The organism is Enterococcus sp. DIV0546 (genome assembly GCF_051712785.1).
GTDB lineage: Bacteria > Bacillota > Bacilli > Lactobacillales > Enterococcaceae > Enterococcus > Enterococcus faecalis.
Genome location: NZ_JBIOPO010000001.1, coordinates 1,494,097 through 1,519,931 on the forward strand (window position 1 = coordinate 1,494,097; position 25,835 = coordinate 1,519,931).

37 protein-coding genes are annotated in these 25,835 nt (G+C 35.1%); 7 read left to right on the forward strand and 30 right to left on the reverse strand.

The features are described from left to right. Window positions 1–3: 3 nt before the first annotated feature. From IGJ24_RS07275 to IGJ24_RS07355, 17 genes are all read right to left on the reverse strand, one after another. Complete coding sequence (locus IGJ24_RS07275; RefSeq protein ID WP_142960663.1) at window positions 4–246, reverse strand: hypothetical protein; 243 nt, start codon at window positions 244–246, stop codon at window positions 4–6. Then, window positions 243–509, reverse strand: coding sequence for a DUF7446 family protein (locus IGJ24_RS07280; RefSeq protein WP_289865437.1), 267 nt, complete (start codon window positions 507–509; stop codon window positions 243–245). Before IGJ24_RS07280 ends, IGJ24_RS07275 begins: the two co-directional genes overlap by 4 nt. Window positions 510–979: 470 nt before the next feature. After that, window positions 980–1,123 (reverse strand): hypothetical protein, encoded by a 144-nt coding sequence (locus IGJ24_RS07285; protein WP_010708408.1) that lies wholly within the window; start codon window positions 1,121–1,123, stop codon window positions 980–982. After that, window positions 1,116–1,751, reverse strand: coding sequence for a hypothetical protein (locus tag IGJ24_RS07290; protein WP_016619063.1), 636 nt, complete (start codon window positions 1,749–1,751; stop codon window positions 1,116–1,118). Before IGJ24_RS07290 ends, IGJ24_RS07285 begins: the two co-directional genes overlap by 8 nt. Continuing rightward, entirely contained in the window at window positions 1,741–2,178 is a 438-nt protein-coding gene (locus IGJ24_RS07295) for a hypothetical protein (protein ID WP_289865436.1), read from the reverse strand. Before IGJ24_RS07295 ends, IGJ24_RS07290 begins: the two co-directional genes overlap by 11 nt. A gap of 22 nt (window positions 2,179–2,200) precedes the next feature. Next, window positions 2,201–2,632: a RusA family crossover junction endodeoxyribonuclease gene (locus IGJ24_RS07300; protein ID WP_289865435.1), complete on the reverse strand. Its 432-nt coding sequence runs from the start codon at window positions 2,630–2,632 to the stop codon at window positions 2,201–2,203. Window positions 2,633–2,649: 17 nt separating this feature from the next. Beyond that, the gene (locus IGJ24_RS07305) at window positions 2,650–2,949 is read right to left on the reverse strand and encodes a MazG-like family protein (protein WP_438775381.1); all 300 of its coding nucleotides are present in this window, start codon (window positions 2,947–2,949) and stop codon (window positions 2,650–2,652) included. Then, a complete protein-coding gene (locus IGJ24_RS07310) occupies window positions 2,949–3,857 on the reverse strand; it encodes a DnaD domain protein (RefSeq protein WP_242384537.1) in 909 nt (302 codons plus the stop codon). Before IGJ24_RS07310 ends, IGJ24_RS07305 begins: the two co-directional genes overlap by 1 nt. Before the next feature lie 49 nt (window positions 3,858–3,906). Beyond that, a complete protein-coding gene (locus tag IGJ24_RS07315) occupies window positions 3,907–4,107 on the reverse strand; it encodes a hypothetical protein (RefSeq protein ID WP_002357010.1) in 201 nt (66 codons plus the stop codon). Between the two features lie 4 nt (window positions 4,108–4,111). Beyond that, complete coding sequence (locus tag IGJ24_RS07320; protein ID WP_438775382.1) at window positions 4,112–4,753, reverse strand: putative HNHc nuclease; 642 nt, start codon at window positions 4,751–4,753, stop codon at window positions 4,112–4,114. Then, window positions 4,750–5,400 (reverse strand): ERF family protein, encoded by a 651-nt coding sequence (locus IGJ24_RS07325; RefSeq protein WP_174114269.1) that lies wholly within the window; start codon window positions 5,398–5,400, stop codon window positions 4,750–4,752. The genes IGJ24_RS07320 and IGJ24_RS07325 overlap by 4 nt, the downstream gene beginning before the upstream one ends. Continuing rightward, on the reverse strand, window positions 5,387–5,719 hold the full coding sequence (locus IGJ24_RS07330; protein WP_242384538.1) for a hypothetical protein: 333 nt from the start codon (window positions 5,717–5,719) through the stop codon (window positions 5,387–5,389). Before IGJ24_RS07330 ends, IGJ24_RS07325 begins: the two co-directional genes overlap by 14 nt. 366 nt (window positions 5,720–6,085) lie before the next feature. Then, window positions 6,086–6,259: a hypothetical protein gene (locus tag IGJ24_RS07335; RefSeq protein ID WP_438775383.1), complete on the reverse strand. Its 174-nt coding sequence runs from the start codon at window positions 6,257–6,259 to the stop codon at window positions 6,086–6,088. 43 nt (window positions 6,260–6,302) lie between these two features. Beyond that, window positions 6,303–6,488, reverse strand: coding sequence for a hypothetical protein (locus IGJ24_RS07340; protein WP_438775384.1), 186 nt, complete (start codon window positions 6,486–6,488; stop codon window positions 6,303–6,305). Continuing rightward, on the reverse strand, window positions 6,479–6,673 hold the full coding sequence (locus IGJ24_RS07345) for a hypothetical protein (RefSeq protein WP_242384542.1): 195 nt from the start codon (window positions 6,671–6,673) through the stop codon (window positions 6,479–6,481). Before IGJ24_RS07345 ends, IGJ24_RS07340 begins: the two co-directional genes overlap by 10 nt. 12 nt (window positions 6,674–6,685) lie before the next feature. Further along, window positions 6,686–6,871 carry a hypothetical protein gene (locus tag IGJ24_RS07350; protein ID WP_242384543.1) on the reverse strand — a complete coding sequence of 62 codons (186 nt, stop codon included), beginning with the start codon at window positions 6,869–6,871 and terminating at the stop codon, window positions 6,686–6,688. Between the two features lie 39 nt (window positions 6,872–6,910). Further along, window positions 6,911–7,264, reverse strand: coding sequence for a hypothetical protein (locus IGJ24_RS07355; RefSeq protein ID WP_128704549.1), 354 nt, complete (start codon window positions 7,262–7,264; stop codon window positions 6,911–6,913). 101 nt (window positions 7,265–7,365) lie between these two features. Between IGJ24_RS07355 and IGJ24_RS07360 the strand changes: the two genes are divergently transcribed. After that, window positions 7,366–7,563 (forward strand): hypothetical protein, encoded by a 198-nt coding sequence (locus tag IGJ24_RS07360; protein WP_242384544.1) that lies wholly within the window; start codon window positions 7,366–7,368, stop codon window positions 7,561–7,563. 2 nt (window positions 7,564–7,565) lie between these two features. Here IGJ24_RS07360 and IGJ24_RS07365 read toward each other — a convergent pair whose 3' ends face one another. Both IGJ24_RS07365 and IGJ24_RS07370 read right to left on the reverse strand, forming a co-directional pair. Next, window positions 7,566–7,691 carry a hypothetical protein gene (locus IGJ24_RS07365; RefSeq protein WP_277992524.1) on the reverse strand — a complete coding sequence of 42 codons (126 nt, stop codon included), beginning with the start codon at window positions 7,689–7,691 and terminating at the stop codon, window positions 7,566–7,568. A 144-nt stretch (window positions 7,692–7,835) separates the two neighbouring features. Then, a complete protein-coding gene (locus tag IGJ24_RS07370; RefSeq protein ID WP_438775385.1) occupies window positions 7,836–8,063 on the reverse strand; it encodes a helix-turn-helix domain-containing protein in 228 nt (75 codons plus the stop codon). A 162-nt stretch (window positions 8,064–8,225) separates the two neighbouring features. On the opposite strand from IGJ24_RS07370, the gene IGJ24_RS07375 reads away from it, so the two are divergent. From IGJ24_RS07375 to IGJ24_RS07385, 3 genes are all read left to right on the forward strand, one after another. Further along, on the forward strand, window positions 8,226–8,681 hold the full coding sequence (locus tag IGJ24_RS07375) for a helix-turn-helix domain-containing protein (protein ID WP_438775386.1): 456 nt from the start codon (window positions 8,226–8,228) through the stop codon (window positions 8,679–8,681). 177 nt (window positions 8,682–8,858) lie between these two features. Then, window positions 8,859–9,506: a DUF3221 domain-containing protein gene (locus IGJ24_RS07380; protein ID WP_438775387.1), complete on the forward strand. Its 648-nt coding sequence runs from the start codon at window positions 8,859–8,861 to the stop codon at window positions 9,504–9,506. Between the two features lie 67 nt (window positions 9,507–9,573). After that, the gene (locus IGJ24_RS07385; protein WP_438775388.1) at window positions 9,574–10,707 is read left to right on the forward strand and encodes a tyrosine-type recombinase/integrase; all 1,134 of its coding nucleotides are present in this window, start codon (window positions 9,574–9,576) and stop codon (window positions 10,705–10,707) included. Window positions 10,708–10,772: 65 nt separating this feature from the next. Here IGJ24_RS07385 and tyrS read toward each other — a convergent pair whose 3' ends face one another. After that, window positions 10,773–12,035 carry a tyrosine--tRNA ligase gene (tyrS, locus tag IGJ24_RS07390; RefSeq protein ID WP_002357324.1) on the reverse strand — a complete coding sequence of 421 codons (1,263 nt, stop codon included), beginning with the start codon at window positions 12,033–12,035 and terminating at the stop codon, window positions 10,773–10,775. Between the two features lie 184 nt (window positions 12,036–12,219). Here tyrS and IGJ24_RS07395 point away from each other — a divergent pair, with 184 nt between their 5' ends. After that, window positions 12,220–14,625 (forward strand): transglycosylase domain-containing protein, encoded by a 2,406-nt coding sequence (locus tag IGJ24_RS07395; RefSeq protein ID WP_289865432.1) that lies wholly within the window; start codon window positions 12,220–12,222, stop codon window positions 14,623–14,625. Window positions 14,626–14,729: 104 nt separating this feature from the next. Here IGJ24_RS07395 and ccpA read toward each other — a convergent pair whose 3' ends face one another. After that, the gene (gene ccpA, locus IGJ24_RS07400) at window positions 14,730–15,731 is read right to left on the reverse strand and encodes a catabolite control protein A (protein ID WP_002357319.1); all 1,002 of its coding nucleotides are present in this window, start codon (window positions 15,729–15,731) and stop codon (window positions 14,730–14,732) included. Window positions 15,732–15,945: 214 nt separating this feature from the next. Between ccpA and IGJ24_RS07405 the strand changes: the two genes are divergently transcribed. After that, window positions 15,946–17,049: an aminopeptidase P family protein gene (locus IGJ24_RS07405; RefSeq protein ID WP_002366790.1), complete on the forward strand. Its 1,104-nt coding sequence runs from the start codon at window positions 15,946–15,948 to the stop codon at window positions 17,047–17,049. Between the two features lie 120 nt (window positions 17,050–17,169). Here IGJ24_RS07405 and IGJ24_RS07410 read toward each other — a convergent pair whose 3' ends face one another. The 6 genes from IGJ24_RS07410 to hprK all read right to left on the reverse strand — a co-directional run bounded on the left by IGJ24_RS07410 (window position 17,170) and on the right by hprK (window position 22,167). Next, window positions 17,170–17,757 (reverse strand): YtxH domain-containing protein, encoded by a 588-nt coding sequence (locus tag IGJ24_RS07410; protein ID WP_002381831.1) that lies wholly within the window; start codon window positions 17,755–17,757, stop codon window positions 17,170–17,172. A 15-nt stretch (window positions 17,758–17,772) separates the two neighbouring features. Further along, the gene (locus tag IGJ24_RS07415) at window positions 17,773–18,204 is read right to left on the reverse strand and encodes a DUF948 domain-containing protein (protein ID WP_002357316.1); all 432 of its coding nucleotides are present in this window, start codon (window positions 18,202–18,204) and stop codon (window positions 17,773–17,775) included. A gap of 177 nt (window positions 18,205–18,381) precedes the next feature. Beyond that, a complete protein-coding gene (gene galU, locus IGJ24_RS07420; protein ID WP_002357314.1) occupies window positions 18,382–19,278 on the reverse strand; it encodes a UTP--glucose-1-phosphate uridylyltransferase GalU in 897 nt (298 codons plus the stop codon). 11 nt (window positions 19,279–19,289) lie between these two features. Next, a complete protein-coding gene (locus tag IGJ24_RS07425; protein ID WP_010822900.1) occupies window positions 19,290–20,312 on the reverse strand; it encodes an NAD(P)H-dependent glycerol-3-phosphate dehydrogenase in 1,023 nt (340 codons plus the stop codon). A gap of 68 nt (window positions 20,313–20,380) precedes the next feature. Next, window positions 20,381–21,214, reverse strand: coding sequence for a prolipoprotein diacylglyceryl transferase (lgt, locus tag IGJ24_RS07430; RefSeq protein WP_002381830.1), 834 nt, complete (start codon window positions 21,212–21,214; stop codon window positions 20,381–20,383). Between the two features lie 17 nt (window positions 21,215–21,231). Further along, a complete protein-coding gene (hprK, locus tag IGJ24_RS07435; RefSeq protein ID WP_002357309.1) occupies window positions 21,232–22,167 on the reverse strand; it encodes an HPr(Ser) kinase/phosphatase in 936 nt (311 codons plus the stop codon). Window positions 22,168–22,376: 209 nt separating this feature from the next. Between hprK and IGJ24_RS07440 the strand changes: the two genes are divergently transcribed. Further along, the gene (locus IGJ24_RS07440; protein ID WP_002364069.1) at window positions 22,377–23,339 is read left to right on the forward strand and encodes a GIY-YIG nuclease family protein; all 963 of its coding nucleotides are present in this window, start codon (window positions 22,377–22,379) and stop codon (window positions 23,337–23,339) included. 34 nt (window positions 23,340–23,373) lie between these two features. Here IGJ24_RS07440 and IGJ24_RS07445 read toward each other — a convergent pair whose 3' ends face one another. The 3 genes from IGJ24_RS07445 to liaX all read right to left on the reverse strand — a co-directional run bounded on the left by IGJ24_RS07445 (window position 23,374) and on the right by liaX (window position 25,729). Beyond that, window positions 23,374–23,730 (reverse strand): phage holin family protein, encoded by a 357-nt coding sequence (locus IGJ24_RS07445; RefSeq protein ID WP_002357307.1) that lies wholly within the window; start codon window positions 23,728–23,730, stop codon window positions 23,374–23,376. Beyond that, complete coding sequence (locus IGJ24_RS07450) at window positions 23,730–24,053, reverse strand: PspC domain-containing protein (protein ID WP_002357306.1); 324 nt, start codon at window positions 24,051–24,053, stop codon at window positions 23,730–23,732. Before IGJ24_RS07450 ends, IGJ24_RS07445 begins: the two co-directional genes overlap by 1 nt. Before the next feature lie 74 nt (window positions 24,054–24,127). Next, complete coding sequence (liaX, locus tag IGJ24_RS07455; protein WP_289865431.1) at window positions 24,128–25,729, reverse strand: daptomycin-sensing surface protein LiaX; 1,602 nt, start codon at window positions 25,727–25,729, stop codon at window positions 24,128–24,130. Between the last annotated feature and the right edge of the window lie 106 nt (window positions 25,730–25,835).

Here is a 25,835-nt window from a genome sequence, read left to right on the forward strand (position 1 = left end):
CTCCTAAAATTTACGACTGTCGTTAATCATTTTGTTTAATTCAAGCATAATTTCACCTGGTAACTCTTCCTGTATATAAACACCAGTTTCATCACATTCAATACTTAACGTGTACTTAACATCTATTTCTCTATTTTTTCGAGAAGCTTTTTTTCCTAAACAAATTTTGTATAAGTCTTTATTATTAACAATAATAGATTTTTCTTGCCTACTAATATTTTCGTCATATGTTATTTCGTAGCTCATTCCGCTTCCTCCTTTAAAATAGCTAGAATTTTTTTCGCTTTTTCTTTATCAGATGTATAAAACAAGCTATGCTCTTTGCCATCAACACCTTCAAATTGGACTGTCTTTTTTTTATTTAAAAAAAACCAATCTGCCACTGCTTGAATAGCCTCATCTGTAATTACTCGACGATAATTTACGTCCATCAAGCCGTCTTTGGCTTTACCAAGATAAATATCTCCACTTAATAATGCTGTTACTAAACGTAATTTTTCATAAGCCATTTATTTTTCCTCCTGTTCAATCCAATCAGCAAAAGCTCGTAATACTTGCGCTTGTTGCTTGTTATCTAAACTAGTAATTGCTTTTTACTAAATTATTTGTAATTATCCGGTTTTAGTATTATGCTAATAACGAACATTTGAATAATACTAAAAGGACGGGATGATATGAGAAAAATTATTTTTATCTTATTTATTTCTTTTGTCTGCTTTTCTCTAGTTTTTCTATTACTCAACTTTAGTTCAATCCTATTTTTCTCATTGATTCCTGTTTGCTTATTATTTTGGGTTGGCTTCACTTCTTCCCAAGAAAATAACTTCAAACAAAGAAAAAAATAATTCAATATCTTTGATTTAAATAGGTGCCCTTCAATTATCGAAGGGCTTTTTTCTTTATCTCAGCTAACTTTTTCGCAACACTTTGCCCGTTTTTGTTGCATAACGGACAATAAAAACCTTTTTGATGTTTCAACTTATCTTTTTCCCAGACAATCATCTGTCCCTTGCATTTTATACATACCATCGCTTTTCCCTCGCTTACTGTATGTGCCGTTTGCAATAGCTTTTTCTTTTAATCTACGTTTTTTCTTTTTGATTTTAGATTTAGTTTTACCCATTCACTTTGACCGCCTTCGTTAAATCAAATCCTAAAGCATTTGGATGTCCTTCCACTTCTTCTGGTTTTACATGGTAAACATCTGTTTCGATATTAAAGCCTCCAACTTCGGCAGCTTTTCTTAACACATGACCATTCCAGCTTTTTCGGTAGCCTGTTTTTTTATTTGCCTTAGGACTTACACAACTTCTTGCACCTTCCGCAGTGGCTTCACACGGCAAAACAAATAACGCTTTGTTTTGTTCGTCTAAATATAGTTGAACCCATTCTGGTTTGTTCAATCGTTGAACTACTGGACCACTTAAAGCCAGACCGCTTTTTGAGATCGTTAAACATTCCTCTGCTTTTACTCCAAAATTTCCTGAAATAAGTAACGTTGCTGTATTTAAATTAAATTTCATGTGTTTTGTCTCCTTCGTTTCTTTTGTTTTAATTTGCTTGGATAGATATTTTTTACTAACAATGATTTGATTGTTAGAATCTGTTATCATTTCTTCCTCATCTTGATGCACGTGACAAACTTTGACTAACACCGAATTATCATAGACTTTTTGTACTGTTCCATGTAAAGCGTGCTGAAAGCGATTATGAGGAATAATTTCATAGGTTTTGCCAATATCAATTTTCATTCTCTTTACTCATTTCAGCTAATAATTCTTGTTCATCAGCTGTTAATTCACCATTTTTTGGGCGAATTATCTCTTGTGCATAGAAATAATTACCAGCTTTGTCTTTTTCCCCTCTTATCCCTGTAGCATACTGATTAAATAATGCGGTTTTACATTCAGGACACTTAGTGTATACATTCGTGAATTTTGTATTTTTACGTCCTTGATAAGCACAAACTGGGCAGGTAATCTCTACTTGCACCCATTCTGGTACTTCTTTTTCAAGAGGTTCAAAAACTTCAGCTCTAGGCTCTTCTTCCTCTTTGATAAATAACGCTTCAAAATTCCCAGTTGCAAGTTGATGAGCTGCAATAATTTCTTGTGTAGATAATTCTCTATCCGTTTTAATCGTTACTGTAAGCTCTGCTCCTTGAATAACTGTTCTCATAATGCATTCATCTCCTGTTATCTTAATTATTTTTTTTATTCTCCAAACTCATAATTTCAATTTCTGTCCGTGGTCGCATACTGTACAGCTTTTGGCAAACCATCACAGCAATTTGACCATCGTTTTTGTATAAAATACCTTCGGCAGCATCTGTCACTGCCTTAAAATAATTGTCTAAATCGGGCTTTTTATCGCAATATTTCCGCTCTAATTTCACTTCTAAGCGTTTCTTTTTAGAACTTAATAGATATTTAGGTGCAGGAACGTAAAACGTCACATGCGCAAAAATAGCCCCTTTTTCAATCAATTCTGGTTTTGCCTTTCGTAGATACGCTTTTACCTTTTGTTTATAAGCTCTCATTGCGCTATCTTCATAGGTTTGGACATAATTCCCACGCCTTGCAAACCTCGGGCGACTTTGTGGCTTTGGTTCAATCGGCAGGATAATTCGCATCTCTTCCACCTCGAACCTTACAAATCGGCTTCTTTGACGAATACTCCGTTTACCATTTCCCCTTGGCGATTTTTGATTTCGCTATATGCTTGATTTAGGCATTCGTATAAGTCCATGTTATTTTGCATAGCGAGAATAATTAACGTCACAACCACATCACCAATGCCATCTCTTAGGTCGTTTTCGTTGTTTCTTGCCAATGCAGCCCCAACTTCTCCGACTTCCTCAATCACTTTTAGCATTTGCTTTTCAGGCTCTGCTGTATCTAAATGCTTTTCTTTCGCCCATTCTCCCACTAATTTAACTAATTCATTCATCATTTTCCCTCCAAAAAATCTTTTATTTGTCTATCAAGTTCAGCTTGTTCTTCTGGTGATAGTTTTTCTTCTTCACCGTTCGCTTGATTCATCCACTCAGGCACCTTTTCTTGCCGAACAGCTTTATTTTGATAGCTACTGATCCCTGTATTTTTTTTGCTTGTTGCCTTAAATGCTTTCTGCGCTTCTATTGCTTCTTCAAGCGTGGTTATGCTTTTATCTTTCCAATTCGCAAAAATTTTATCCACGTATGATTTTAGCCATCTCATATCTACGCTGTACTCATAAGCCTGTTTAACAGCATACAAAACTAGCTCTGGACCCCATTCTCTAATCCATGGGCCTAAAGCACCTTTCAACAAGTTATTAGGCTGTTGTTCCCAATGGCTTTGAATAAACTCATACACACCGACATCTTCTTCATGATTATTTATGTTTGTGTTTTCGTTTATATTTATGTTTTGTTTATGTTTATATAATGTGCCACTGTTGCGCAACTGTGTTGTACACTTTTCCGCTACTGTTTCGCTACTACTTTGTAAACTGTCTTGTACACTCTCTTGTAAACTATTTGACGTAGAAAGTTTACGTACATCTTCTTGTAAACTTCCTTGTACACTATCTGATGTATAAAGTTTACATATATGGTAAGAAGTTGCTTTTCTTCCATTGGTTTGAAAATCAATTAATCCTAGTTGTTTTAATACATTTCGATTTTTATTTATTCCTTGGCGTGAAAGACCAGCTAGAGTTTCAAGCGTTTGATTACTTGCCGTAAACCACTCACTCCATCTTGTTTTATTGTTTATGCTCATCAATGCGCGCCATAAAGCAATTTGCCCAGATGAAAGTCCCTGATTGTACATTAAATAATCGTCAAACGCTAAAATCTGCTTAATATAGTCCATCATCGCACCTCCCTAGATAAGAGGGGAAAATCCCCTCTTTATTTATTCACTAGTTATCCTCCTCATCAACAACGACCGTATAAACATATTTATGCTTAATTTCTCCGTTAACGACTTTTTTTATTGTTTGTGCTTCAATAGCTATTCCTTTACCATTTCTTGAACCGATATAGACAAATGCTAATAGTTCAAAAAATAGTTTTTGACTCGATGTTAATTGTCTGTATTTTTCAAGTAATTCCTCTACCAAACTGTTAACCTCCAATATTCAACTTCTTACGTTCTTCAACGTTTAGTTTTACTGGTTTAATTTGATACTTGTTTAAAAAGTTCTTAGTACCTATCTGATGTTCTTCTTGATGATGTTGTCGACAACCAGCGTAAAAAGTAAATGTTTCGTGATTAATCTTTTGACGATTTCGCCCCATACCGACTACCTCGATATGACAAACATCGGCATGTTTCCCACAAATACAACACTTACGATATTTAAGACAGTAATAAAACCATTTATTATTTTCTAGTAAGTATTGGTATCTCATTTCTAGTGGCACATCGTTTTTTAGAATAAATTCGATTAAAAAACTAATCCATTCTGTTGCTTCATGTCGTGTAGCCTTACTGTGTTCAAAATACACACCGCTTTTAGCTTCGTAGTAATATTTTAAAACCCCTTCTATCCATTTAGGCTCGTCATAACTCCAACGAGCGATGTCGGCTATTAAAACATGAGAAAGTGCATTTTGTTTTTGAGACATTTGCCGATTATCTAACAGTTCAACTTTTGCCAAATTGTCATCATTGTTAGCTAAGAGATCGAGGAAATTTGAGTTAATTTCTTCCTCGAACTCGATAGCTAATTTATTTCCTTTATGTTTTATGATTTTTCCAATCATTCCATCACATCATTAAAAAATTGTTCATTTTCTAGTTTATGAATATTTCTATTGGTTAATTCCATTAGCTTATGATGTATTTCTGTGTCTAATTCTTCTATCTTTCCATCAAATTTTATAATCGTCAGAAATTGAGCTTCTACACTTTTTTCTGAAACTTTTTTTAAGGCAGCTATTTTTTGGAAATTTGCTCTCAATTGTTCCAATTGTTTTTTAGTAATTTTCTTTACATTTTTTTCTTGTTTCTTGTATTCGTCTGTATCCGCATCTTTTGTATCATCAATTAGATATAATCCATTTAGCGCATACTTCCGTGCATACGAAGAAGCAGTTCCAGTGATTTGGCTATCATCCATCCCTTTCTTGGTAAGTGATTCTCTAGCGTACGCGGTGAAACTTTCTTTTATAATGCCATCCGTTATAGTCGCAGTTGCCTTAATGTAATGCCAATCTCCGATTAGCAAAGGTTCATCTGATAGTGTCAAAAGTAATCCTTGCTCTGCATTTAGTGGCTTCACAGCATTTAGAATATCTTCTGCTGATCGATACTTATATTTTCCAAACGAGTTATATTGCCCTTTAGGAGCTTTTAATGCTGTTTGCACAGCAATTAGTTTTTCTACAAATGTTTTTTTATCTTCTGACATGTTCTCTCTCCTCTTTATAACAAACTGACCAACGACAAGAATTTAATCGAATATAGTCTCCTGCATCAAAAAAGGTAACTTTAATGGGAATACAATCTTTATACTCATCAAGAATAAGTTCCATGTAATCTTCTGATTTCGTAATCTTTTCAATTGTTTTCCCTGAAATAGTATCCCTAAGCGTTACTTCCAATACTTCGTCATAGATTGTCAATACATTGTCTTTCCAATCTCTAATTTCTTCATTATCCTCTTCACTAAGCGTTTCAGGCGATTCTATTAAATATCTATCTAGTGCATTTGCTTCTCTACGATTCATTCACAAAACCTCTTTTCTGTGTTACAATTTTTCTAGTGTAATTTTTGTATGCGACTAATTGCTTGGCGGCATAGTCGCTTTTTTCATCATGCAATTCCTCTGCGCTCTTTTTGTTGCGCAATGTATAATTGACTTTTTTGTTGTTTGTACCATAAATCAGCTAATCTTTTTGCTTGGTTTATCTTTTCTTTTCTAGTCATTTAAACTCACCTCGAGAAATTTTCGATAATATATCTATCAAATCGTTTGGATCATCTGTGACAAAAGTATGTTTATTTTTAGCTGTAGTTTCTGTTTCAATACCGTACATTTCTTTCAAATGATGATGCATTGGACAATCACAATCTAATTCAGCTAGTGCTTCTTTTACTCGGGTGTATTGGCTATGTTATGTGCAGCGATAGCTACCATCACATCTTCTCCAATTTGGGCTATTGTTGCTTCTCCTTCTAAATCGATAGCAGCCAAAGATAAACCTACGTCTTCTTTCTGGCATTCTTTTGATAGTTTTTTAATCAATTTTTGAATTTTATCGTTCATTTTGTTATACTCTCCTTAGTTAATAAATTTTGAATTTTTTTGTTCAATATTTGCCCTGTTCGTTTGCAGACGTTCGGGGCTTTTTTTGTACTACATTTAATCTCTCTGGATAAACACCTTCATCAAACGAAACATATGGATATGCTTCAAACAATTTTCTAAAGACTTCCGCTTGTGTTTCTCCAGTCACGTATGTTTCTCTACTAGCTTCACCCACAGCTACATACATTTTTTATCGCCTCCTTTTTTAGAGTATTGATACTTCGCTTCATCCCAGTTAAAAAACCAATGGATAAAGAAAGGCGCACTTAATGTTGCTAGTATTGGCATTGAAAAGTGACTTTTCAATAACACACCTAGCGCAATCATCAATAAAAATGCGCCTATCAATCGTGCTTCTCGGATTGCTTTCATGTTGTTAACCTCCTATAAATGAATTCTATTTTGAATTTCTAAATCCCTTAAAAATTCAAGCTCTATTTCGATTTGAGCTGCTTTATTTTCCGTTAATTGTTCAGATTGTCTGAGTGCTGCTCTATCATCTTGAAGCTGTTTACGTTCTTTTTTGATTTGTTTAAGTATCCAAGCTTCTTGATCAATCGTATAAGCCATAATATTCTCCTTATATTACGTCGTTTAACTCAAAACTCATTATCGTTTCGATTTCCACAATTTGTACTCTTCTCTTGCTTGCATAAATTGTTCTAAATCATAAATCTTTGCGTTACCTCTTTTGTCAATTTCTTCTAAACGACCAATTTTTTTGATCATGTTAAATGTGTCATCACCCAACTTAAATTTCTTTTGTAATTCTTTTTTAGTAAAACTAGTTTTTTTACTAGCTACATATATTTCTTCGTTCAGCAATATATATTCACGTTTTGCAACTAAACGTTGATATTTTTCTTGAAGTTCCAATGCAGATTTTTGGCAATCAATAATCTGTTCAGATACTTCTTTTATTTCGCTGTCTAGTTGTTCTGTTAGAAAGTCGATTCCCTGCATTTTTTCACCTCACGATGATTGATTTCTATTTATTTTTTTTGATAAAATTTCCTTATCAGTGAGTGGTCCACTGAAATAACTGATAAGGAGGATTATTGGTAATGAAGCAAACTATTATGGATGCTTTATCAAAGCAAAAAAGAGTTACCTTTGTTTTTGATAAAGATTTTCGTTTTTCTGCAACTACTTTGATTGATGAACTACCAAATGACAATAATTATATTCATGTTAAATTAGATGATTATATTGATAGTAAAATTATCAATCTCTCTACAGTTAAGTTTGTTAATATTATTTAAAATTAAAACGTAATACTTTCAATTAGCTTTGCAATGGCCCAAATCATTGCAGGGCTTTTCTTTTTACTAGAATTCAAATATTCTTGAATAAACTTTTCAATTGACTTGTATGTTTCCTTACTTAACATTCTCTGAATACCTCCTAATAGAACTTATCCCTTTTTAACTTCATAGCTAAAGCCATGTTTATCAAAAAGTAAAATTCCTGTTCCTGACTCAATAATTATTTGATTATTTATCATACGTATTGTCCCTTCCATCCCTCTCACCTCCTATGCTAATCGTTGTTCCGTTTTCGGAACATTAAATTTAAAAAAAATATTCATATCTGTAACTCCTACAATTTTAGCAAAATCTGCTAAATCATCAGCTCCTGTTTTAGATTTTCCATTTTCAAACTTTACATATTTAGTTCTTGACCATCCCAATTCATTAGCTATTTCTTCTTGAGTCAATCCTGCCGCAATTCGTTCTGCTTTAACTCTATCTGTATTAAACATACAATCACTCCTTTCAATTATTATAAATATTTTACTTTCGAATACATTTAGATATTATCATTGTTGTTCCATTTTTGCAACACTTTTTTTAACTTTTCTTAAATTATGTTTCATTTTTGGAACTTTATGCTATAATATTTACAAAACAGAAAGGAGGTTCTTATGAATAACAACGAAAAAATAAGAGATATTTTAGTTGCTCGAAGAAAAGAATTAGGTATTTCATTATCAGAAATGTCGAGACGACTTAACATACCAAAATCAACTCTTTCTAGATATGAAAATTTAAAACATCAATATCCTCTTGATGAAATACAAAATTTTTCTTCTATTTTAGATTTAAAACCTGAATATATCTTAGGATTAGACGAAAAATCTTCTATCGAAACTATTTACAATCAGCTTTCTCCACCTCGCCAACAAAAAGTTTACGATTTTGCTGAATCTCAATTAATGGAACAAAAAAGAGAAGATAAATTATCAAATTTTGACGAACGAACGCTTCAAAATCTTCAACGTTATGCAGAAGAATTTGGTATTGATGCGCTTGACAGCTTATTTGAAGAAATGCTATCTGATACTGAAAAAAATGATTCTACGAATCACGAGGCTGGATAAAATTATTTGAATTGTCAATTTATGATTTTCAAACTTACAAGAAAAAGAAAATTGATGAAAAATGTATGAAATTTCTATATTTAAGTAAAAATGATTTAGAAAAATTGAATATAGTAATTGAAGAAAGATTGAAAAAGAAATTAGAACAAAAACATAACAGATAAAGGTGATTTATACATGGGATTTTTTTTATTTTTAGTTGGGTTCTTAGGAATTTTATTAGGAGTAATTTTTTTGATATATTCTTTATTTTCAAAAAAAGATATATCAAAAAAGAATATTGTTAAAGCAATTGCAATCGCTTTTTTATTAATGATAGTAGGAGGTATTTTGGGACCATCAACTGACGATGATTCTACATCAACGACAAGCTCAACTCTTACAAATACTTCTTCTGAAAAAAATAATGAAACTACAACAAAAAATATAGATAAATTCAAACAATTTCTTTCTACAGATAATCTAGACTTTGGTAATTTTGTTGAACAATATTATTCTATTAATCCATCAACGGACCAAATAAAAGTGTTTGATGAATTAATTAGAAATAAAGAATTTACGTTTACTGGTACAGTTATAGAACCAATGAATCATAGAGTAGCCATTATAGCTAATAGTAAGTTTAATAATGAATCTTGGACCACTTCTGTAGCAGCAACTCCACTATCATCATATGTCATATTTGTGAAAAACATTGATGATACAAGTTCATTTGCGATAGGTGATCAAGTAATATTTTCTGGTACTATGAGTTCTCCAGGAGCGAACTTTGATTCTATGCATGCTCAATGGGATATGATCAATGGAGAAATAAATAAATTATAGGAAAGAATAGCTTTTGCTTTTCTTTCCTATATACATAAAATTACAGCTAAGAAAGGAATTAACAAATATGGCTACGATAAAAAAATATACAAAGAAAGATGGATCAACCGCCTATATGTTCAATGCATATTTAGGCATTGATCCATTAACTGGAAAATCTAAACGTACGACTAGGCGTGGCTTTAAAACTCAAAAAGAAGCAAAACTTGCTCTTTCTCGTTTAGAATTGGAAGTAAACACAAGAGGCTTTGTAAAACAAAATTACAGCACATTTAAAGACGTTTACGAGCTTTGGTATGCTCAATATGTAAATACAGTTAAACCCATCACAGCAGGTCACACAGAGCGTATGTTTCGGCTTCATATACTACCAGAGTTTGGTAATACTAGAATAAATAAAATAACTAAATTGATGTGCCAAAAAGCCGTTAACAAGTGGAGTAAAGAATACTCTGCTTTCCATTTACTTAAATCAATTACTCAAAAGATGTTAGACTATGCTGTTTCTCAAGATATTATTGAAGTGAATCCAATGCAATATGTCGTGATGCCTAAAAAAAATCAAACAAACAACTCTGACAAAAAACAATTCTTAGAACTTACAGAGTTAAAACAGTTTTTAGAAGAAGCCAAAAGCAAGTTATCTTTTCAAGACTATCTAATGTTTCGTGTACTAGCTTTTACTGGCTTACGAAAAGGCGAATTGTATGCTTTAACTTGGGATGATATTAATATTTCACAAAAACAGTTAACTGTGAATAAAACATTAACCAGAATTGGAAAAAAATATATTATTTCCGAACCTAAAACCAAAGCATCAAAACGTACTATCGGACTTGATCAAACAACAGTATCTGAATTAAGCTTTTGGAAAAAACAACAAAAACAAGAACTTCTAAAATATGGTTTAAGAATAAAAAAGGATAGTGAACAACTAGTGTTTCATAAAAAGAATAATACTGTACATTATTTAGAACACATTAATCATCTACTATCTTCAAATTTGCAAACTGCTTTATCGCCTCATTCATTTCGTCATACTCACGCTTCGTTATTATTTGAATCTGGGGCTACAATTAAAGACGTTCAAAAAAGACTTGGTCACACCAATGTAAACACCACTATGGATATTTACACTCATGTAACCAAGTCCTCCGAAAGAAATGCAATCGAGAAATTGTCTAATTATGCTAATTTCTAAATATGGTATTCAAATTGGTATTCAACGTTTCAGAAATCCATATATACAAAGCATTATACCCTGTTTTAGTATTTTAACAAGAAATATTTTTTCTTACCGCGACGAATCACAGTAAATTGTCCTTCGATTTTATCAGTTTCTGTCAATTCAGCTGCTAAATCTTGTCTACGTTCTCCATTGACGTAAATCGCTCCATTTTGAACATCTTCACGGGCTTGACGTTTGGATGGTTCTATTTTTGAGGTAACTAATAAGTCGACTAAACTTAATTGATCCTCTGGTTGCACCTCGTACGTTGGTACATCTTTAAAGCCTTGTTTAATTTCTTCTGCTGTTAAGCTTTGGATATCTCCGCTGAATAAAGCTTCTGAAATTTTAACCGCTTGATGATAGGCTGCTTCACCGTGGACTAAAGTAGTGACTTCTTTGGCTAACGCTTTTTGCGCAGCACGTTGACCTGGGTTCGCTGTAAATTCTTCTTCAATTGTTGCAATTTCATCCAATGTTAAGAAAGTAAAGTATTTCAAGAATTTCACGACATCACGATCATCTGTGTTAATCCAGAATTGATAAAATTCATATGGCGAAGTTTTTTCCGCATCTAACCAAACTGCGTTTCCTTCTGTTTTACCAAATTTGGTACCATCTGCTTTTGTAATTAAAGGCATAGTTAAGCCGAATCCTTGAACTTCTTGTTCTCGGCGTAATAATTCAATCCCTGAAGTAATGTTTCCCCATTGATCACTGCCGCCTAATTGCAATAAACAGCCTTCTGTTTCGTACAATTTCAAGAAATCATACGCTTGTAATAATTGATACGCAAATTCAGTATAAGAAATTCCTGTTTCGATTCGGCGTTTCACGCTTTCTTTACTCATCATATAGTTAATTGTAAAGTTTTTTCCAACATCACGTAAGAAATCAATTAATGAAAGCTCTCCAAGCCAATCATAGTTATTTGCTAGAATCGCTGGATTTTTTTCATCTTCAAAATCGATAAAACGTGACAACTGGCCCTTAATACTTTCAGACCAAGCTTTCACTGTATCAAGTGTGTTTAAACTACGTTCTGCATCTTTGAATGATGGATCACCAATCATGCCTGTTCCGCCACCAACTAAAGCAATGGGCACATGGCCATTTTGTTGGAAACGACGTAACATAAGAATTGGCAGTAGATGCCCGATGTGTAAACTGTCTGCCGTTGGATCAAAGCCGATATATAATTTAACAGATTCTTCATTTAATTGTTTTTGTAAGGCTTCTTCATCTGTGACTTGGTAGACCAACCCACGGGCTTTTAATTCTTCAAAAAAAGCTGAATTCATGATTTTCCTCCTATAGTAAAACATAATAATAGATCAAATTCCCCTATTCATAGTAACCGATTCTGTCACACTTGAAAAGTCAAAAAATGAGATTTCCCTATTTTCTCTTATGTTTTTTCAACAAAAAATGGCAATTGGTGTAGAAACTATTCATAGAAGCTTTTTTTTGCTATAATAACACAGAATGTATCATTTTATTGAGGTGAAGCTTTTGAAAAATAATTCAAGTAACAATAAGCAAAAACCAACGACCTCTTCTGGCGGCAATGTCTTTTTACTTATTTTAAATGTCATTATTCGCGTTTTTCAGTCATTAGTGGTTTTTGGGGTTATTCTGATTGTCTTAGGTGGCTCTCTTGGCTTAGGTATTGGAATGGGCTATTTTGCTTTTCTAGTTGAAGATACACAGCCCCCAACGAAGGAAGAATTGCAAAAAGAAATCAGTGATATTACCGAAGTGTCAAAAATGACTTACGCAGATGGTACTCCGATTGCTAACATCAAATCAGATTTAATTCGGACACGAATTAATGGCGATCAAATGTCTCCATTGCTAAAAAAAGCCATTATTTCAACAGAGGATGAATATTTTGAAGAACATCATGGGGTGGTACCAAAAGCGCTAGTTCGAGCGTTGATTTCTGATGCGACAGGTATCGGCGGTTCTTCTGGTGGTTCAACATTGACTCAGCAATTAGTCAAGCAACAGATTTTAACTGACGAAACGACTTTTAAACGGAAAGCCAACGAAATTTTATTAGCTTTACGTATTGAAAAATACTTTTCTAAGGACGAAATCGTGACAACTTATCTAAATGTCTCCCCTTTTGGTCGTAATAACAAAGGTGAAAATATTGCAGGCGTGGAAGAAGCAGCCAAAGGACTCTTTGGTAAAAGTGCCAAGGACTTGAATCTTCCTCAAGCGGCCTTTATCGCAGGACTTCCCCAAAGTCCCATTGTTTACACGCCCTATACTAACACTGGTGCCTTGAAAGACGATTTGTCTTTAGGAATGAAGAGAAAAGATTTTGTTCTTTTCAGTATGTACCGAGAAAAAGCTATTTCGCAAAAGGAATTTGAAGAAGCCAAAGCTTACGACTTGAAAAAAGACTTTTTACCAACTGAACAGGCCAATGTCAATACAGAAGGCTATCTATACTATACGGTGTTAGATAAAGCAGTTGAGATTGTCATGGATTTAGATATGAAAAAAGCTAAAGTTAATCGTGATGATTTAGATCAAGTTGGTTTAGATCAATATGAAGAACAGGCACGTCGCGAAATCCAGTCGCAAGGCTATACAATCCAATCGACCATTGACCAGAATATTTATAACACGATGCAAACCGCTGTCGCAAATTATGGTTATTTGCTTGATGATGGCACTGCAGATGTCAATGGGAATACAATGATTGAAACTGGCAATATTTTAATGGATAACGCTACTGGTCGTATCCTCGGTTTTATCGGCGGCAGAAACTTCGATATTAATCAAAACAACCATGCCTTTAATGCCGATCGTCAAGTTGGTTCTACGATTAAACCAATTTCTGTCTATGGCCCTGCGATTGATCAAGGAATCATTGGTTCTGAAAGTCGTCTGGCCAACTACCCAACGACTTATGCTGATGGTACAGAATTTGTTAATTCCACAAATGTGGATTTAAATCAATTCGTGACTGTTCGGAATGCCTTGAATTGGTCTTTCAATATCCCTGTCGTTCATGTTAATAATGAGCTAAGGAAAAAAATGGGTGATGATAATTTCTCTTACAATCACTACTTAAGTAAAATGAACTATCCAGCTTCAGATGCTTGGGCTTACGAATCTGCGCCATTGGGTTCAGTAGAAACAAATGTTGTAACACAAACAAACGGCTTCCAAGCGCTTGCTAACAAAGGTAAATATCAAAAAGCCTACATGATTGAAAAAATCACAGACAATAGCGGACATGTGGTCTACGAACACAAAGATGAAGGAACGCAAGTTTATTCACCGGCGACCGCTTCTATTATGAATGACTTGTTGCGCTCAGTGGTGGATTCTGCGAATACGACAAAATTCAAACCAACATTAGCTGGCTTGAATCCTCATTTAGCCAGTGCTGATTGGGTCGGAAAAACTGGGACAACTAATGACTATAAAGATTCATGGCTAATTGTCTCTACCCCGACTGTGACACTAAGTTCTTGGTCAGGACATGATCTACCAGCGCCAATGACGACGACCAGCGGCGACAATAACGGGAATTATATGGCGAACTTAGCCAACGCGCTGTACTATGCGAATCCAGAATTGTTTGGCATTGGTCAAAAATTTGAATTAGATCCAAGCGTTATTAAATCAAAAGTTTCTGAATTTACTGGTGAAAAACCTGGCTCAATTACCTATAATGGTGCCAAGTTCAATACACCTGGCAAAACAACGACTTCATACTATGCCAAAGATGGTGCACCACAAAGTACCTATAAATTTGGGATCGGTGGAACAGACAGCAATTACGCTTCTTACTGGGGAAATCTTGCTCCACGTGCCACTACAAATAATAACAACAATAAAAACAACGATAATAAAAAGAACAATAATTAACTTGCTAAAATGAGCCAGAAAACGTATTTTTCTGGCTCATTTTTAGGTATCAAAAAACGGCTAAACTAAGAGTTAACGCTCTTAGTTTAGCCGTTTAATTCAATTTATTTTGTTGAACCTTTTTGATCAATTCCATAAGGTAAAACAACTGTTTTTTCTTCAATTTCTTCTTTGTTCATTAGTTTTGTTAATAAGCGCATTGACACGGCACCGATATCATATAAAGGTTGTGTAATACTTGATAGACGTGGACGAGAGACTTCTGTAAGCAATGAGTTATTGCTTGTAATGATTTCAAATTCTTCTGGAACTTTCACACCAGCATCTAGCATCCCATCTAATAAACCAATCGCTAGCTCATCGTCTGTAACAAAGGCAGCAGTTGCCCCACTATTACGGACACGCTCAGCCAAATTAATGCCTGCTTTAAATTTATATTCAGATTCAAAAACTAAGCCTTCATTATAAGATAAGCCATTTTCCGCTAAAGCTTCTTTGTAGCCTTTCATTCGGTTTTGACCATTAATTGGATCGATTAATGCACCACTAACAAAAGCAATTTTTTTGTTCCCATTTTTCGCTAAAGTCGCTGTTGCATCTTTCGTTGCTTCTGTGTAATCAATATTAACGCTACCGACTTGTTCGTCTGGATCAATTGAACCTGCTAAGACAACAGGTGTTTTTGAACGTGAAAATTCACCACGAATATCATCTGTAATGCGATGACCCATAAAGATAATCCCATCTACTTGCTTGGCAAGTAAATTGTTTAATACAGTAACTTCTTTTTGATCATCTCCATCTGAATTAGCTAAAATGATATTGTATTTATACATTGTAGCCACGTCGTCAATGCCACGTGCTAATGAAGCAAAAAATGCATTACTAACATCTGGAATAATAACACCCACTGTTGTCGTTTTTTTACTTGCTAAACCACGTGCGACTGCGTTAGGACGGTAATCTAAGCGATCAATCACTTCTAAGACTTTTTTACGCGTTGCTGGTTTTACATTGGGATTACCATTGACAACACGAGAAACAGTAGCCATAGATACATTTGCCTCTCTAGCAACATCATAAATTGTAATTGTTTGTTTTTCCATGTTTCTTCTCCTATAAATATGAATTTGTTCTCATTTTCTGAAAACACTGTTTACATTTCTTTCCTAGCCTAGAATATCAAAATTCTTCTATTTTTGCAACCGTTTTATCGTTTTTTCATGAAAATTTACTTTCCATTTCAAAAGGAACTTTTTGTCATTTCATGTTATGATAGTACTGTGATTCACTTCAGAATAAAAGAAAGAAGGATGTTTTATGAATCAAGAAAAAATTGCCGATTTAAAAAATTGGATGCACCAAGAAAAGATTGACTTCACTTATATTAGTGATCCTGGTCATATCGCTTACTTTTCCGGTTACGAAAGCGAACCTCATGAACGCGTGTTAGCTTTGTTTATCGCTGCGGACGACCAATCATTTTTATTTACACCTGCATTAGAAGTCGAAGATGCCGAAAATAGTAGTTGGACTTATCCCGTTTATGGTTATTTAGATAGCGAAAATCCTTGGGAAAAAATTGCGGCTTTATTAAATAAACGAACACAAGGCACACCACGCTTTGCTTTAGAAAAACAAGCTCTTTCTTTAGCTCGTTTTGATCAATTGAAAACCTATTTCCCAGCTAGCGATTTTTCGCATGATGTTACGCCTTTAATTGAAAAACTTCAATTAATTAAAACAGAACCTGAAATTCAACGTTTACTAGAAGCTGGTAGTTGGGCGGATGTCGCTTTTGAGATTGGCTTCAAAGCAATTCAAGCAGGCGTTGCGGAACAAGAAATTGTTGCAGAAATCGAGTATCAATTAAAACGTCAAGGTATTCGCTCAATGAGTTTTGATACGTTAGTCTTAACAGGAAAAAACGGAGCTAGTCCTCACGGGGTACCTGGCGAAACAAAAATTGAGCCCCATGACTTAGTGTTATTTGATTTAGGTGTCGTTCATAATGGCTATTGTAGTGATGCCACACGAACAGTCAGCTACTTGGAACCTTCTGATTTCCAAAAAGAAATTTATGGAATTGTTTTAGAAGCACAATTAGCAGCAACTGAAGCGGTGAAACCTGGTGTTACAGCAGGCGAATTAGATGATATTGCTCGAGGTGTAATCACAAAAGCTGGTTATGGTGAATACTTTAACCATCGCTTAGGCCATGGCATTGGAACTACTGTCCATGAATACCCATCGCTGGTTCATGGCAATGATTTAGTCATTGAAGAAGGTATGTGTTTCTCTATTGAGCCCGGTATTTACATTCCTGGAAAAGTAGGCGTTCGTATTGAAGATTGTTTACACGTAACGAAAACAGGCTCCGAACCATTCACTAAGACAACCAAAGAATTGCAAATTATTGAATAGCATAAAAATAAAATGAGGCCATCAGTCAACCGGACTGATGGCCTCATTTCTAAATTTTAAGGTAAGCCGCTGAACAAAAGCAACACGATCCGTTGCTAACTTTCATAAGCTAAACGCTTGTTACCCTTTAAATTCTTTTTTTACGTCTTTCGCTGCATCTTTAACATCTTCTTTTGCTTCTGCAGCTTTTTCAGGAACATCTTTGGTGGTTTCTTTTGCTTCATCGACACCAGCAGAAACAGTTTCTTTGGCCGCTGCCGCAGAATCTTTAACGTCAATATAGATATCTTCTGCTGCATCTTCGGCAATTTCACCTAAATCTTCTGCGTGATCTTGAGCATCGTCAGCTGCTTTTTTAAATTGATCAGATAAATCACCTGTTTGTTTTTTAAAGTTATCAAGCATGTCGCCAGAAACACCTTGTGCTTTATCCAATGAATCTTTTGTTTTTTCTTTGACAGAACCTGCCAAATCAGAGGCTTGATCTGATAAAACGCCGGCTTTTTGTTTTGCGATTTCTGTTAATTCTGTTCCTTTTTGAACAGCATAATCTGTGTAATCTTGCGCTTTGTTTTTTAAATCATCTGTTTGATTTGATAAATCATCACGTAATTCTTTACCTGATTTTGGTGCAAGTAATAATGCGGCAACGGCTGCTGCTGTTCCACCAATTACTGCTCCTAAGAAAAATCCGCCTTTTTTAGCCATAAAAATCTCCTCCAATTAGTTATTTGTTTTTTTATTTTTTGAACGCATTGCTCTAAAAGCAGAACCGCCTACTTTACTCACTAAACCAGCTTTCGCTGTGCCTTTCCCTACGGTTCCTACCTTTGTAATCAAATGTTTACTTGAGGTGTTCAATTCAGAGACACTTTCGCTTAAATCAGCAACGGCCGTAAACAACGGATCAATCGTTGCCACTTTTTGATTCACATCTGTCAATAGTTCATTACTTTTAACAAGCAAGCCTTCCACTTGGCGACTCAATACATTCACATCGCTAGTCACGACTTTGATTGTTGTGTTTGTTTCATCAATTGTATCTTCAATTTTTGAAACAACTTGAGAAACTTTATATAACACAAGTACTAAAAAGATGACTAAAACAACAAATGCTACCGCTGCAATTAAGGCAGCAATTTCCCCACCTGACATATCATTACTCCCCTCTGAAATTTTATTTATAATCTTAGGATAACACCAACTTATATTTTTCACAACTCATAAAGCTAAGAATGCCAATTTATTTTATAAAATTCTCATGCCCTTTTCTTTAAGAAAATAAGCGTAAAATTTCCTTCTAACGAATTGAAATTTTACGCTTATTTTTATTTATTTTTCTTTTGGTTGCTCTTTTTTCGCTAATTGAGCACCTAAATTAATAATGTATTCTCGTAAATTATCTTTTACTTCTGGATGAGTCAAACCATATTCAATGCTTGTTTTCATAAACCCAAATTTATCGCCAACGTCGTAACGTTCTCCTTTAAACTCACGAGCAAAAACGCGTTGTGTTTTATTTAAAGTGTCAATCGCATCTGTTAACTGAATTTCGTTACCAGCGCCTGGTTTTTGATTTTCAAGTACATCAAAAATTTCAGGGGTTAATAAATAACGGCCGATAATCGCTAAATCACTTGGTGCTTCCTCGGGTTTTGGTTTTTCAACAAAATTCTCGACATTGTATAGTCCTTTTTCGATTTCTTTTTCTGGGTTGATAATACCATATTTTGAAGTATCTTCATGGGGTACTTTCATTACCGCAATTGTCGAAGCATGTGTTTGTTCGTAATCATCCATTAATTGTTTCGTTAATGGCACTTTATCTTCCATTAAATCGTCGCCTAACATCACGACAAAAGGTTCATTGCCAACAAATGCTTTCGCTTGTAAAACAGCGTGTCCTAAGCCTTTCGGATGGGATTGACGAATAAAATGTAAATTAACATCCGTTGTTTCTTCGACTAATTTCAATAAATCGGTTTTATTTTTTTCTTTTAAGTTATTTTCTAATTCAACATTTGAATCAAAATGATCTTCAATCGGACGTTTGGCTTTGCCTGTCACAATTAAAATATCTTCGATTCCTGAAGCTAGTGCTTCTTCTACAATAAATTGAATCGTTGGTTTATCAACAATCGGTAACATTTCTTTTGCCATCGCTTTGGTAGCCGGCAAGAAACGTGTTCCTAACCCAGCTGCTGGAATAACTGCCTTTTTAACTTTCATCTTTTTTCCTCCTAAAAATCAAGTGTAAATTCGTTTTCGGTTTTGCCATCGCGCAACATGATTTCTTTTGCTGCTTGTTGTACATCTTCGTCATTGTACAAGACATTGTAGATTGTTTCTGTGATTGGCATTTCAACTTCTAGTTGTTGTGCCAATTCATAGGCTGCTTTAGTTGTTGAAACACCTTCCACAATCATACCCATGTTTTCTAAGACTTCATCTAACTTATGGCCTTTTCCTAATAAATTACCCGCACGCCAATTTCGAGAATGGACACTTGTACAAGTAACAATTAAATCCCCAACACCACTTAAACCAATAAATGTTAATGGGTTTGCTCCCATCGCAACCCCTAAACGACTAATTTCTGCTAAACCACGAGTCATAATTGCCGCTTTGGCATTATCACCAAAGCCTAAGCCATGAATCGCTCCGGCGCCCAAAGCAATAATATTTTTTAAGGCCGCCCCTGTTTCTACACCAATCACATCATCATTCGTATAAATTCTAAAGTAATCATTCATAAACAACTCTTGCACATACACAGCGTCTGCTAAATTTTCGCTTGCTGCTGTAATGGTTGTGATGTCATGAACAGCGACTTCTTCTGCATGGCTTGGACCAGATAAAACCACAATCCCTTGCCGTTTTTCTGCTGGAATCTCTTCCGCTATCACTTCTGAAATCCGCTTATGTGTACCTTGTTCGAGCCCTTTACTTGCATGAATAATAATTGGTTTTGTTTTTAAATGTTGGGCCACTTCTTGTGCTACTGAGCGAATGGCTTTAGTTGGTACCACAAACAGTACCGCATCAACATCTACTAAAGCAGGGGCTAAATCAGTGGTTGCCTGAATTGAAGTAGGTAAGATTAATTCTGGTAAATAATGTTTGTTGGTGTGTTTTGTATTTATTTCATCGATTTGCTCTGGTTTATTTCCCCAAATACAGACCTCGTGTCCATTTTCGGCTAATACTTGAGCTAAAGCTGTCCCCCAGGAACCTGGACCTAAAACAGCGACTTTTTGTTTCATCGGTGAAACTCTCCTTTCGCTAAACAACGTTACTTCTTTAGTTTACCATATTCTTCAATCAAGTTGGATTAAGAAGTTGTTATTTTTTTCTTTTGTTTCTCCCGATTGTAAAATTTCAAATTGGGATTTCTTCTGCGAACGATCACAATAACAATTGCTGCCACGAACATCACTAAAGACAACAATTGTGAGACACGAATGTTACTAAACGCATACAAACTGTCCATCCGTAAGCCTTCGATGAAGAAACGGCCGAAAGAATACCATATTATATAACCTAAAAAGACTTCGCCTTCTTTTAAAAAGTGTGGCTTTTTGCGTAATAACACTAAAACGATAAAGCCTAAAACATTCCAGACAGATTCATATAAAAATGTTGGTTGATGATACGTTCCGTTGATATTCATGTTATCAATGATAAACGTTGGTAAATGGAGATTTTCTAAAAATTGTCTGGTGGTCGCTGGCCCATAGGCTTCATGATTCATAAAGTTGCCCCAGCGACCAATTGCTTGCGCTAAAATCACACTAGGTGCGGCAATATCTAAAAAAGTCCATGTAGAAATGAAACGATGACGCGTAAAGAAAAACAGCGCCAGTCCCCCACCAATAAGACCACCATAAATCGCTAAGCCACCATTTCGAGTAAAGAAAATTTCAATCGGATTGTCTACATAGTCTTGCCATTGAAAAGCGACGTAATACAAGCGCGCGCCAACAATTGCTGCAGGTAATCCCCAGAGCATAAAGTCAAAGACATCATCTTCTTTTAAACCAACACGAACGGCTTCACGACTACTTAGCCAAACAGCTAAAGCAATCCCTGAAACAATAATAATTGCATACCAATAGACGGGAATACCGAAAAGGCGAAATGCAATTGAATTTACTTGAGCTAACATCATCACATCTTCTCCTTCTATTCTCCTGAATTTTCTTCAATCAAACGGGTTAAGCGCTCTTCGAACGTTTTTGTTGCATCATAGCCCATTGTTTTCGCGCGGAAGTTCATTGCTGCTACTTCAATGATAATGGCCACATTTCGGCCGGTCTTAACAGGAATACGAATCTGAGGGACATCAACGTTAGCTATTTCAACCATTGCATCATCACTACCGAGGCGATCATATTTCTTGTCTTTTTCCCACGCCTCTAAATAAACGACCAATTGAACTTGCATAAAGCCGCGGACCGCACTAGCTCCAAACAGGTTCATGACGTCAATAATTCCGATACCACGAATTTCAATTAAATGCTGCAAAATTTTTGGTGGCTCTCCCACCACGGTTAATTCATCTTGCTGATAAACATCGACACGATCGTCTGCGATTAGCCGATGTCCACGTTTAATAAGCTCTAAAGCTGTTTCACTTTTACCAATACCGCTATCTCCTTGAATCAAAACACCAAGTCCATAAACATCAACTAAAACCCCATGGACACTTGTCCGAACAGCTAAACGGCCATCTAAATAACTGGATAGTTCCCCTAGTAAACGGGAAGTTGAAATCGGTGAACGCAATACAGAAACGCCATTTTCTTTTGCTGCTGTAATTAATTCTTCGGGGATTTCTAGTCCTCTGGATACTATAAAGGCTGGAGTATCTTTCGCACATAAACGGCGCATCACTAATAAACGCTCTTCAGGCATCATTCGTTCTGCAAAGGTAATTTCTTTGCTCCCAAATAATTGTAAACGGTCATGGGAATAATAATTAAAATACCCAGTTAATTCTAAACCTGGCCGGGAAATTTCACCAGTTTTAATTGTTCTATTTAAGCTTTCTTCATCTCCGTATACTACTTCTAAAGAAAGATTTTCTACCAGTTGATAAATCTTTACCACTTCTGTCATATCGAATGTCAGTCCTTTCTGCTACTTGTTATATTTTATCATTTAAAAATACAAGTTTCTAGCTATTCACTAGATAATTCCTAGAATTATCATATTTCAAAAAAATGAAACTATTTTTCAGTGAAATTACCTATGCTATTTCTGTCACTTGACTATTTCAGAAAACTTTGTATACTTGAAGCCGATCCTTTTAAGAAAAGAGGAAACTTATGAAAGAATATTTAAAGGAAAAAGCCCATCAATTACCGTTAACACCGGGTGTTTATTTAATGAAAGACGCAACCGACACAATTATTTATGTGGGTAAAGCCAAAAAATTAAAAAATCGCGTGTCGAGCTATTTTATTAATAGTAATCAACATTCTCGAAAGACGATGCGTTTAGTCAAACAAATTATAGACTTCGATGTTCTCCATACTGACACAGAATTGGATGCACTCCTTCTAGAATGTCAACTGATTCAACAGTATCGACCGCGTTACAATCGCCAAATGAATGCTTATGAACAATATTCTTATGTATCGGTAGCCGTTAATGAGCGGCAATTAGAGATTAAACTCTTAAATATTCCCACTAAAGAGAACTGTTTTGGTCCTTATTCGATTCGTCGAAAATTAAACCGTTTAAAAATAATTTTGGATAGTATCTACGATCTCGTCCCAACCAACTATTGGCATCAAACCTTTCAAAAAGAGAGTGCCATTCCGACCGAACTATTTCAACAAGAATTGTTCGACTTTTTCCATAATCAAGGACGAGAACCAATCAAACGAATTGCTCAACAAATGCAAGAAGCTGCTGAAAAACAAGCCTTCGAAAAAGCGGCAAAACTCAAAGAAGATTGGCTCTTTTTGACGCGCTTTGCAAACCAAAATCAACGAATTAGTCAAGCTAACCAACGAGATTGGCAACTGATGTGGTTACCTTGTCAGAAAAAAATCAAATACTATTTAATTTACCAAGGCTTGGTGGTAGCAACACGTGTTGTAACTAAACAAACGTTTCAAAAATATTCACCGCTTGAACTAGCAAAAAAAATCATGCCCAAAAAATCACCGAAAACAATTGAGCATTACTCGAAGCAACAAGTTGATTTTTTAAACATTTTATATGGCTATATCAGCCGTCATCCAGAATGTCACCTAGAAAATTTAACCATCGAAAAAGCCTGAAGAACGCATTTTATGCTACGTTCTTCAGGCTTTTTTATTCATATTTAGATAAATTGTGATCCGTAACGATCGTATTGACAATTGACATAATTACAGCCATTAGCACCGCTGCCCAAAAACTTGAGAAGCCAAAGTTCATTTCCCCCACAAAAAACGAGGTCATTTGTAAAATCGCTGCATTGACAACAAAGCTAAATAGACCAAACGTTAATAAAGTAAATGGGAGCGACAAGATTGTTAAGACTGGTTTCACCAACATATTTAGGATTGAGAGAACAAAGGCGGCAATAATTGCAGGCATTATGCCTCTCACATGAATCATGCCAGGAAAAACAACTGATAAAGAAATGAATGTCAGTGTATTAACAACCAATCGCTGAAAATATGTCATTAAAAGTCACTCCATTCGTCATCATCAATTTTTTCCGCTTCTTTACGTTGCTTTTTATTGGCAGCATAAGGATTTTCATTGCGAACATTTCTATTATAAGGATTTTGATGGCCGTAGCCGCGATCGCTTCCTGTTCTTCCAGAAGGGATCAAGACTGCTAAGGCAATGTATAAGAGAATGCCTGGAAATCCTGCTGAGAAAAAGCTGAGCAAGACATAAACGACACGAATAATTGTTGGGTCAATTCCTAGCCAATCAGCAATCCCAGCTAAGCTTCCTGTTAAAACCACGTTATTCGGAGATTTTGTTAGTTTTCTTTTCATATGTTTTCACCTCGTCTACTAAATTTTACACTAGAAAGGCTGATTCGTCAGCCCATCTAGCTTAAAATTATTAATTATTTATCCGTATCTTTTAGGAAAATACTTCCCGTTGTTGTAGAAGCATTAATTTGAGCCATTGATTCTTCCAGTACACGTCTAAAATGTAATTGTTGATTGCCGCGATCTTTCTTTTCACGAACAACTTCAATATCTGTTAAACGGCTGTTAATACTACCTAAATTCGTTTTCACTTGCCCTTCAACGCCTAAGTCATTTGGCAAGGCCAACTTGATATTCCCATTTGCAGAGCTTGCTTCAACACGGCGAAGCGTTTTTTCTTTAGCTGTAATGCGGATATCTCCATTAATCAGAGAGACACTTAGACTTTCTGGTGCCGCGGAAATAGACACATCACCATTGACTGTTTCAATAATGTTATCTAAAATCGTTCCTTCTAGGACTTTAATTTCACCATTCACGCCTTCAATTTCTAACATAGTTGCATCAATTTTTTTAAACGTAATCGTCCCATTCGTTGATTTTGTGTAAACATCTTTCGCTGTTAACTCTTCTACTAAGACATTTCCGTTTAATAATTTAACAGATACATGATCGTAAGTGCGTTTTGGTAAATAGAACGTTAAATCTGCTTTCACCCGTTTGTTTGGCACTTGGAAAGAAATTGTTTCATCATCCACATCAATGTCACTTCGTTCTAAGAAAGCTTCCATTGGTGAATCTCCTGCCATTTTACCATATAATTTGATTTTTGCTTCGACTTTCACATCTTCTTGATCCCAAGTTTTGAAAACCACGGTACCATTTGCTACCTTGACATCAATTAAACTTGCTTGTGGATTTGGATAGTTAAACTCATGTTCAAACTTAGTTGTTGCCACACCAGGAACTTTCATTTTAATGTCTTTCCATTCCACATTATCATTCATGGTATCACTGAAAGAATTAAATGTTTTTTTCAAGAATTCTCCCACTTGACCGCCAACTTCGGCAACTTTGCCGCCGACTTGGTTAAAGGTATCTGTGGCTTGATCTTTCCACTCTTCAGAGAATTGAGAAGAAACTTTTTCTTTTGTATCATTCCATTGACCTTTCCATTGTTCTTTGCGAATGTTTTTTAGTTCTTCTTCCAGTGCTGTTTTTTCAGTACTTTGAGTCGCTAATTTTTCTTCTAATTGTGCAAGTAAAACGTGCAAGTCTTTTCGTTGAACTTGTTCATCTTCTGTCAATGCATCTAATTCTTCTTTTGTATCTAATGTTCCAATTTCTTCTGCGACTTCTTTAATTTCTTCTTTGACGCCGGCAATTTCTGCGTTGACTTCGTCCAATTCAGCCGAAGCACGATTGGCTTTTGTTGCTAACTCATCAAGAATTCTTTCTAAGTTTTCACGATCTTTTTCTGCACTGTCCTGTTTATTTTCTTCAAACGAATCAACAGTAGGTCCTTCTGATTCGCCTTTTTCTAATGCATCCATTAAATCTGCGACTTGATCTTCTTTATTTGTTGTTCCAATATTTTGTGTATCAACTTTTTCAGCAGCTTTTTCGATTTGTTTTTCATCTTTTTCAGTTGCCATATTTTCTAATAAAATTAACGCTTCTTCTGACGTTAGAATACCTTTTTTCACTAATTCTAATACGCGTTCTCTTTCTTTCATGGATATTGCCTCCTTAGCAAATTTTTCACTCAATAGTGTTTTCCTTACATGCATTATTATGCCTTGTTTTTGATCATTTGTCATAGGACTTAAGAACGATTTCTTC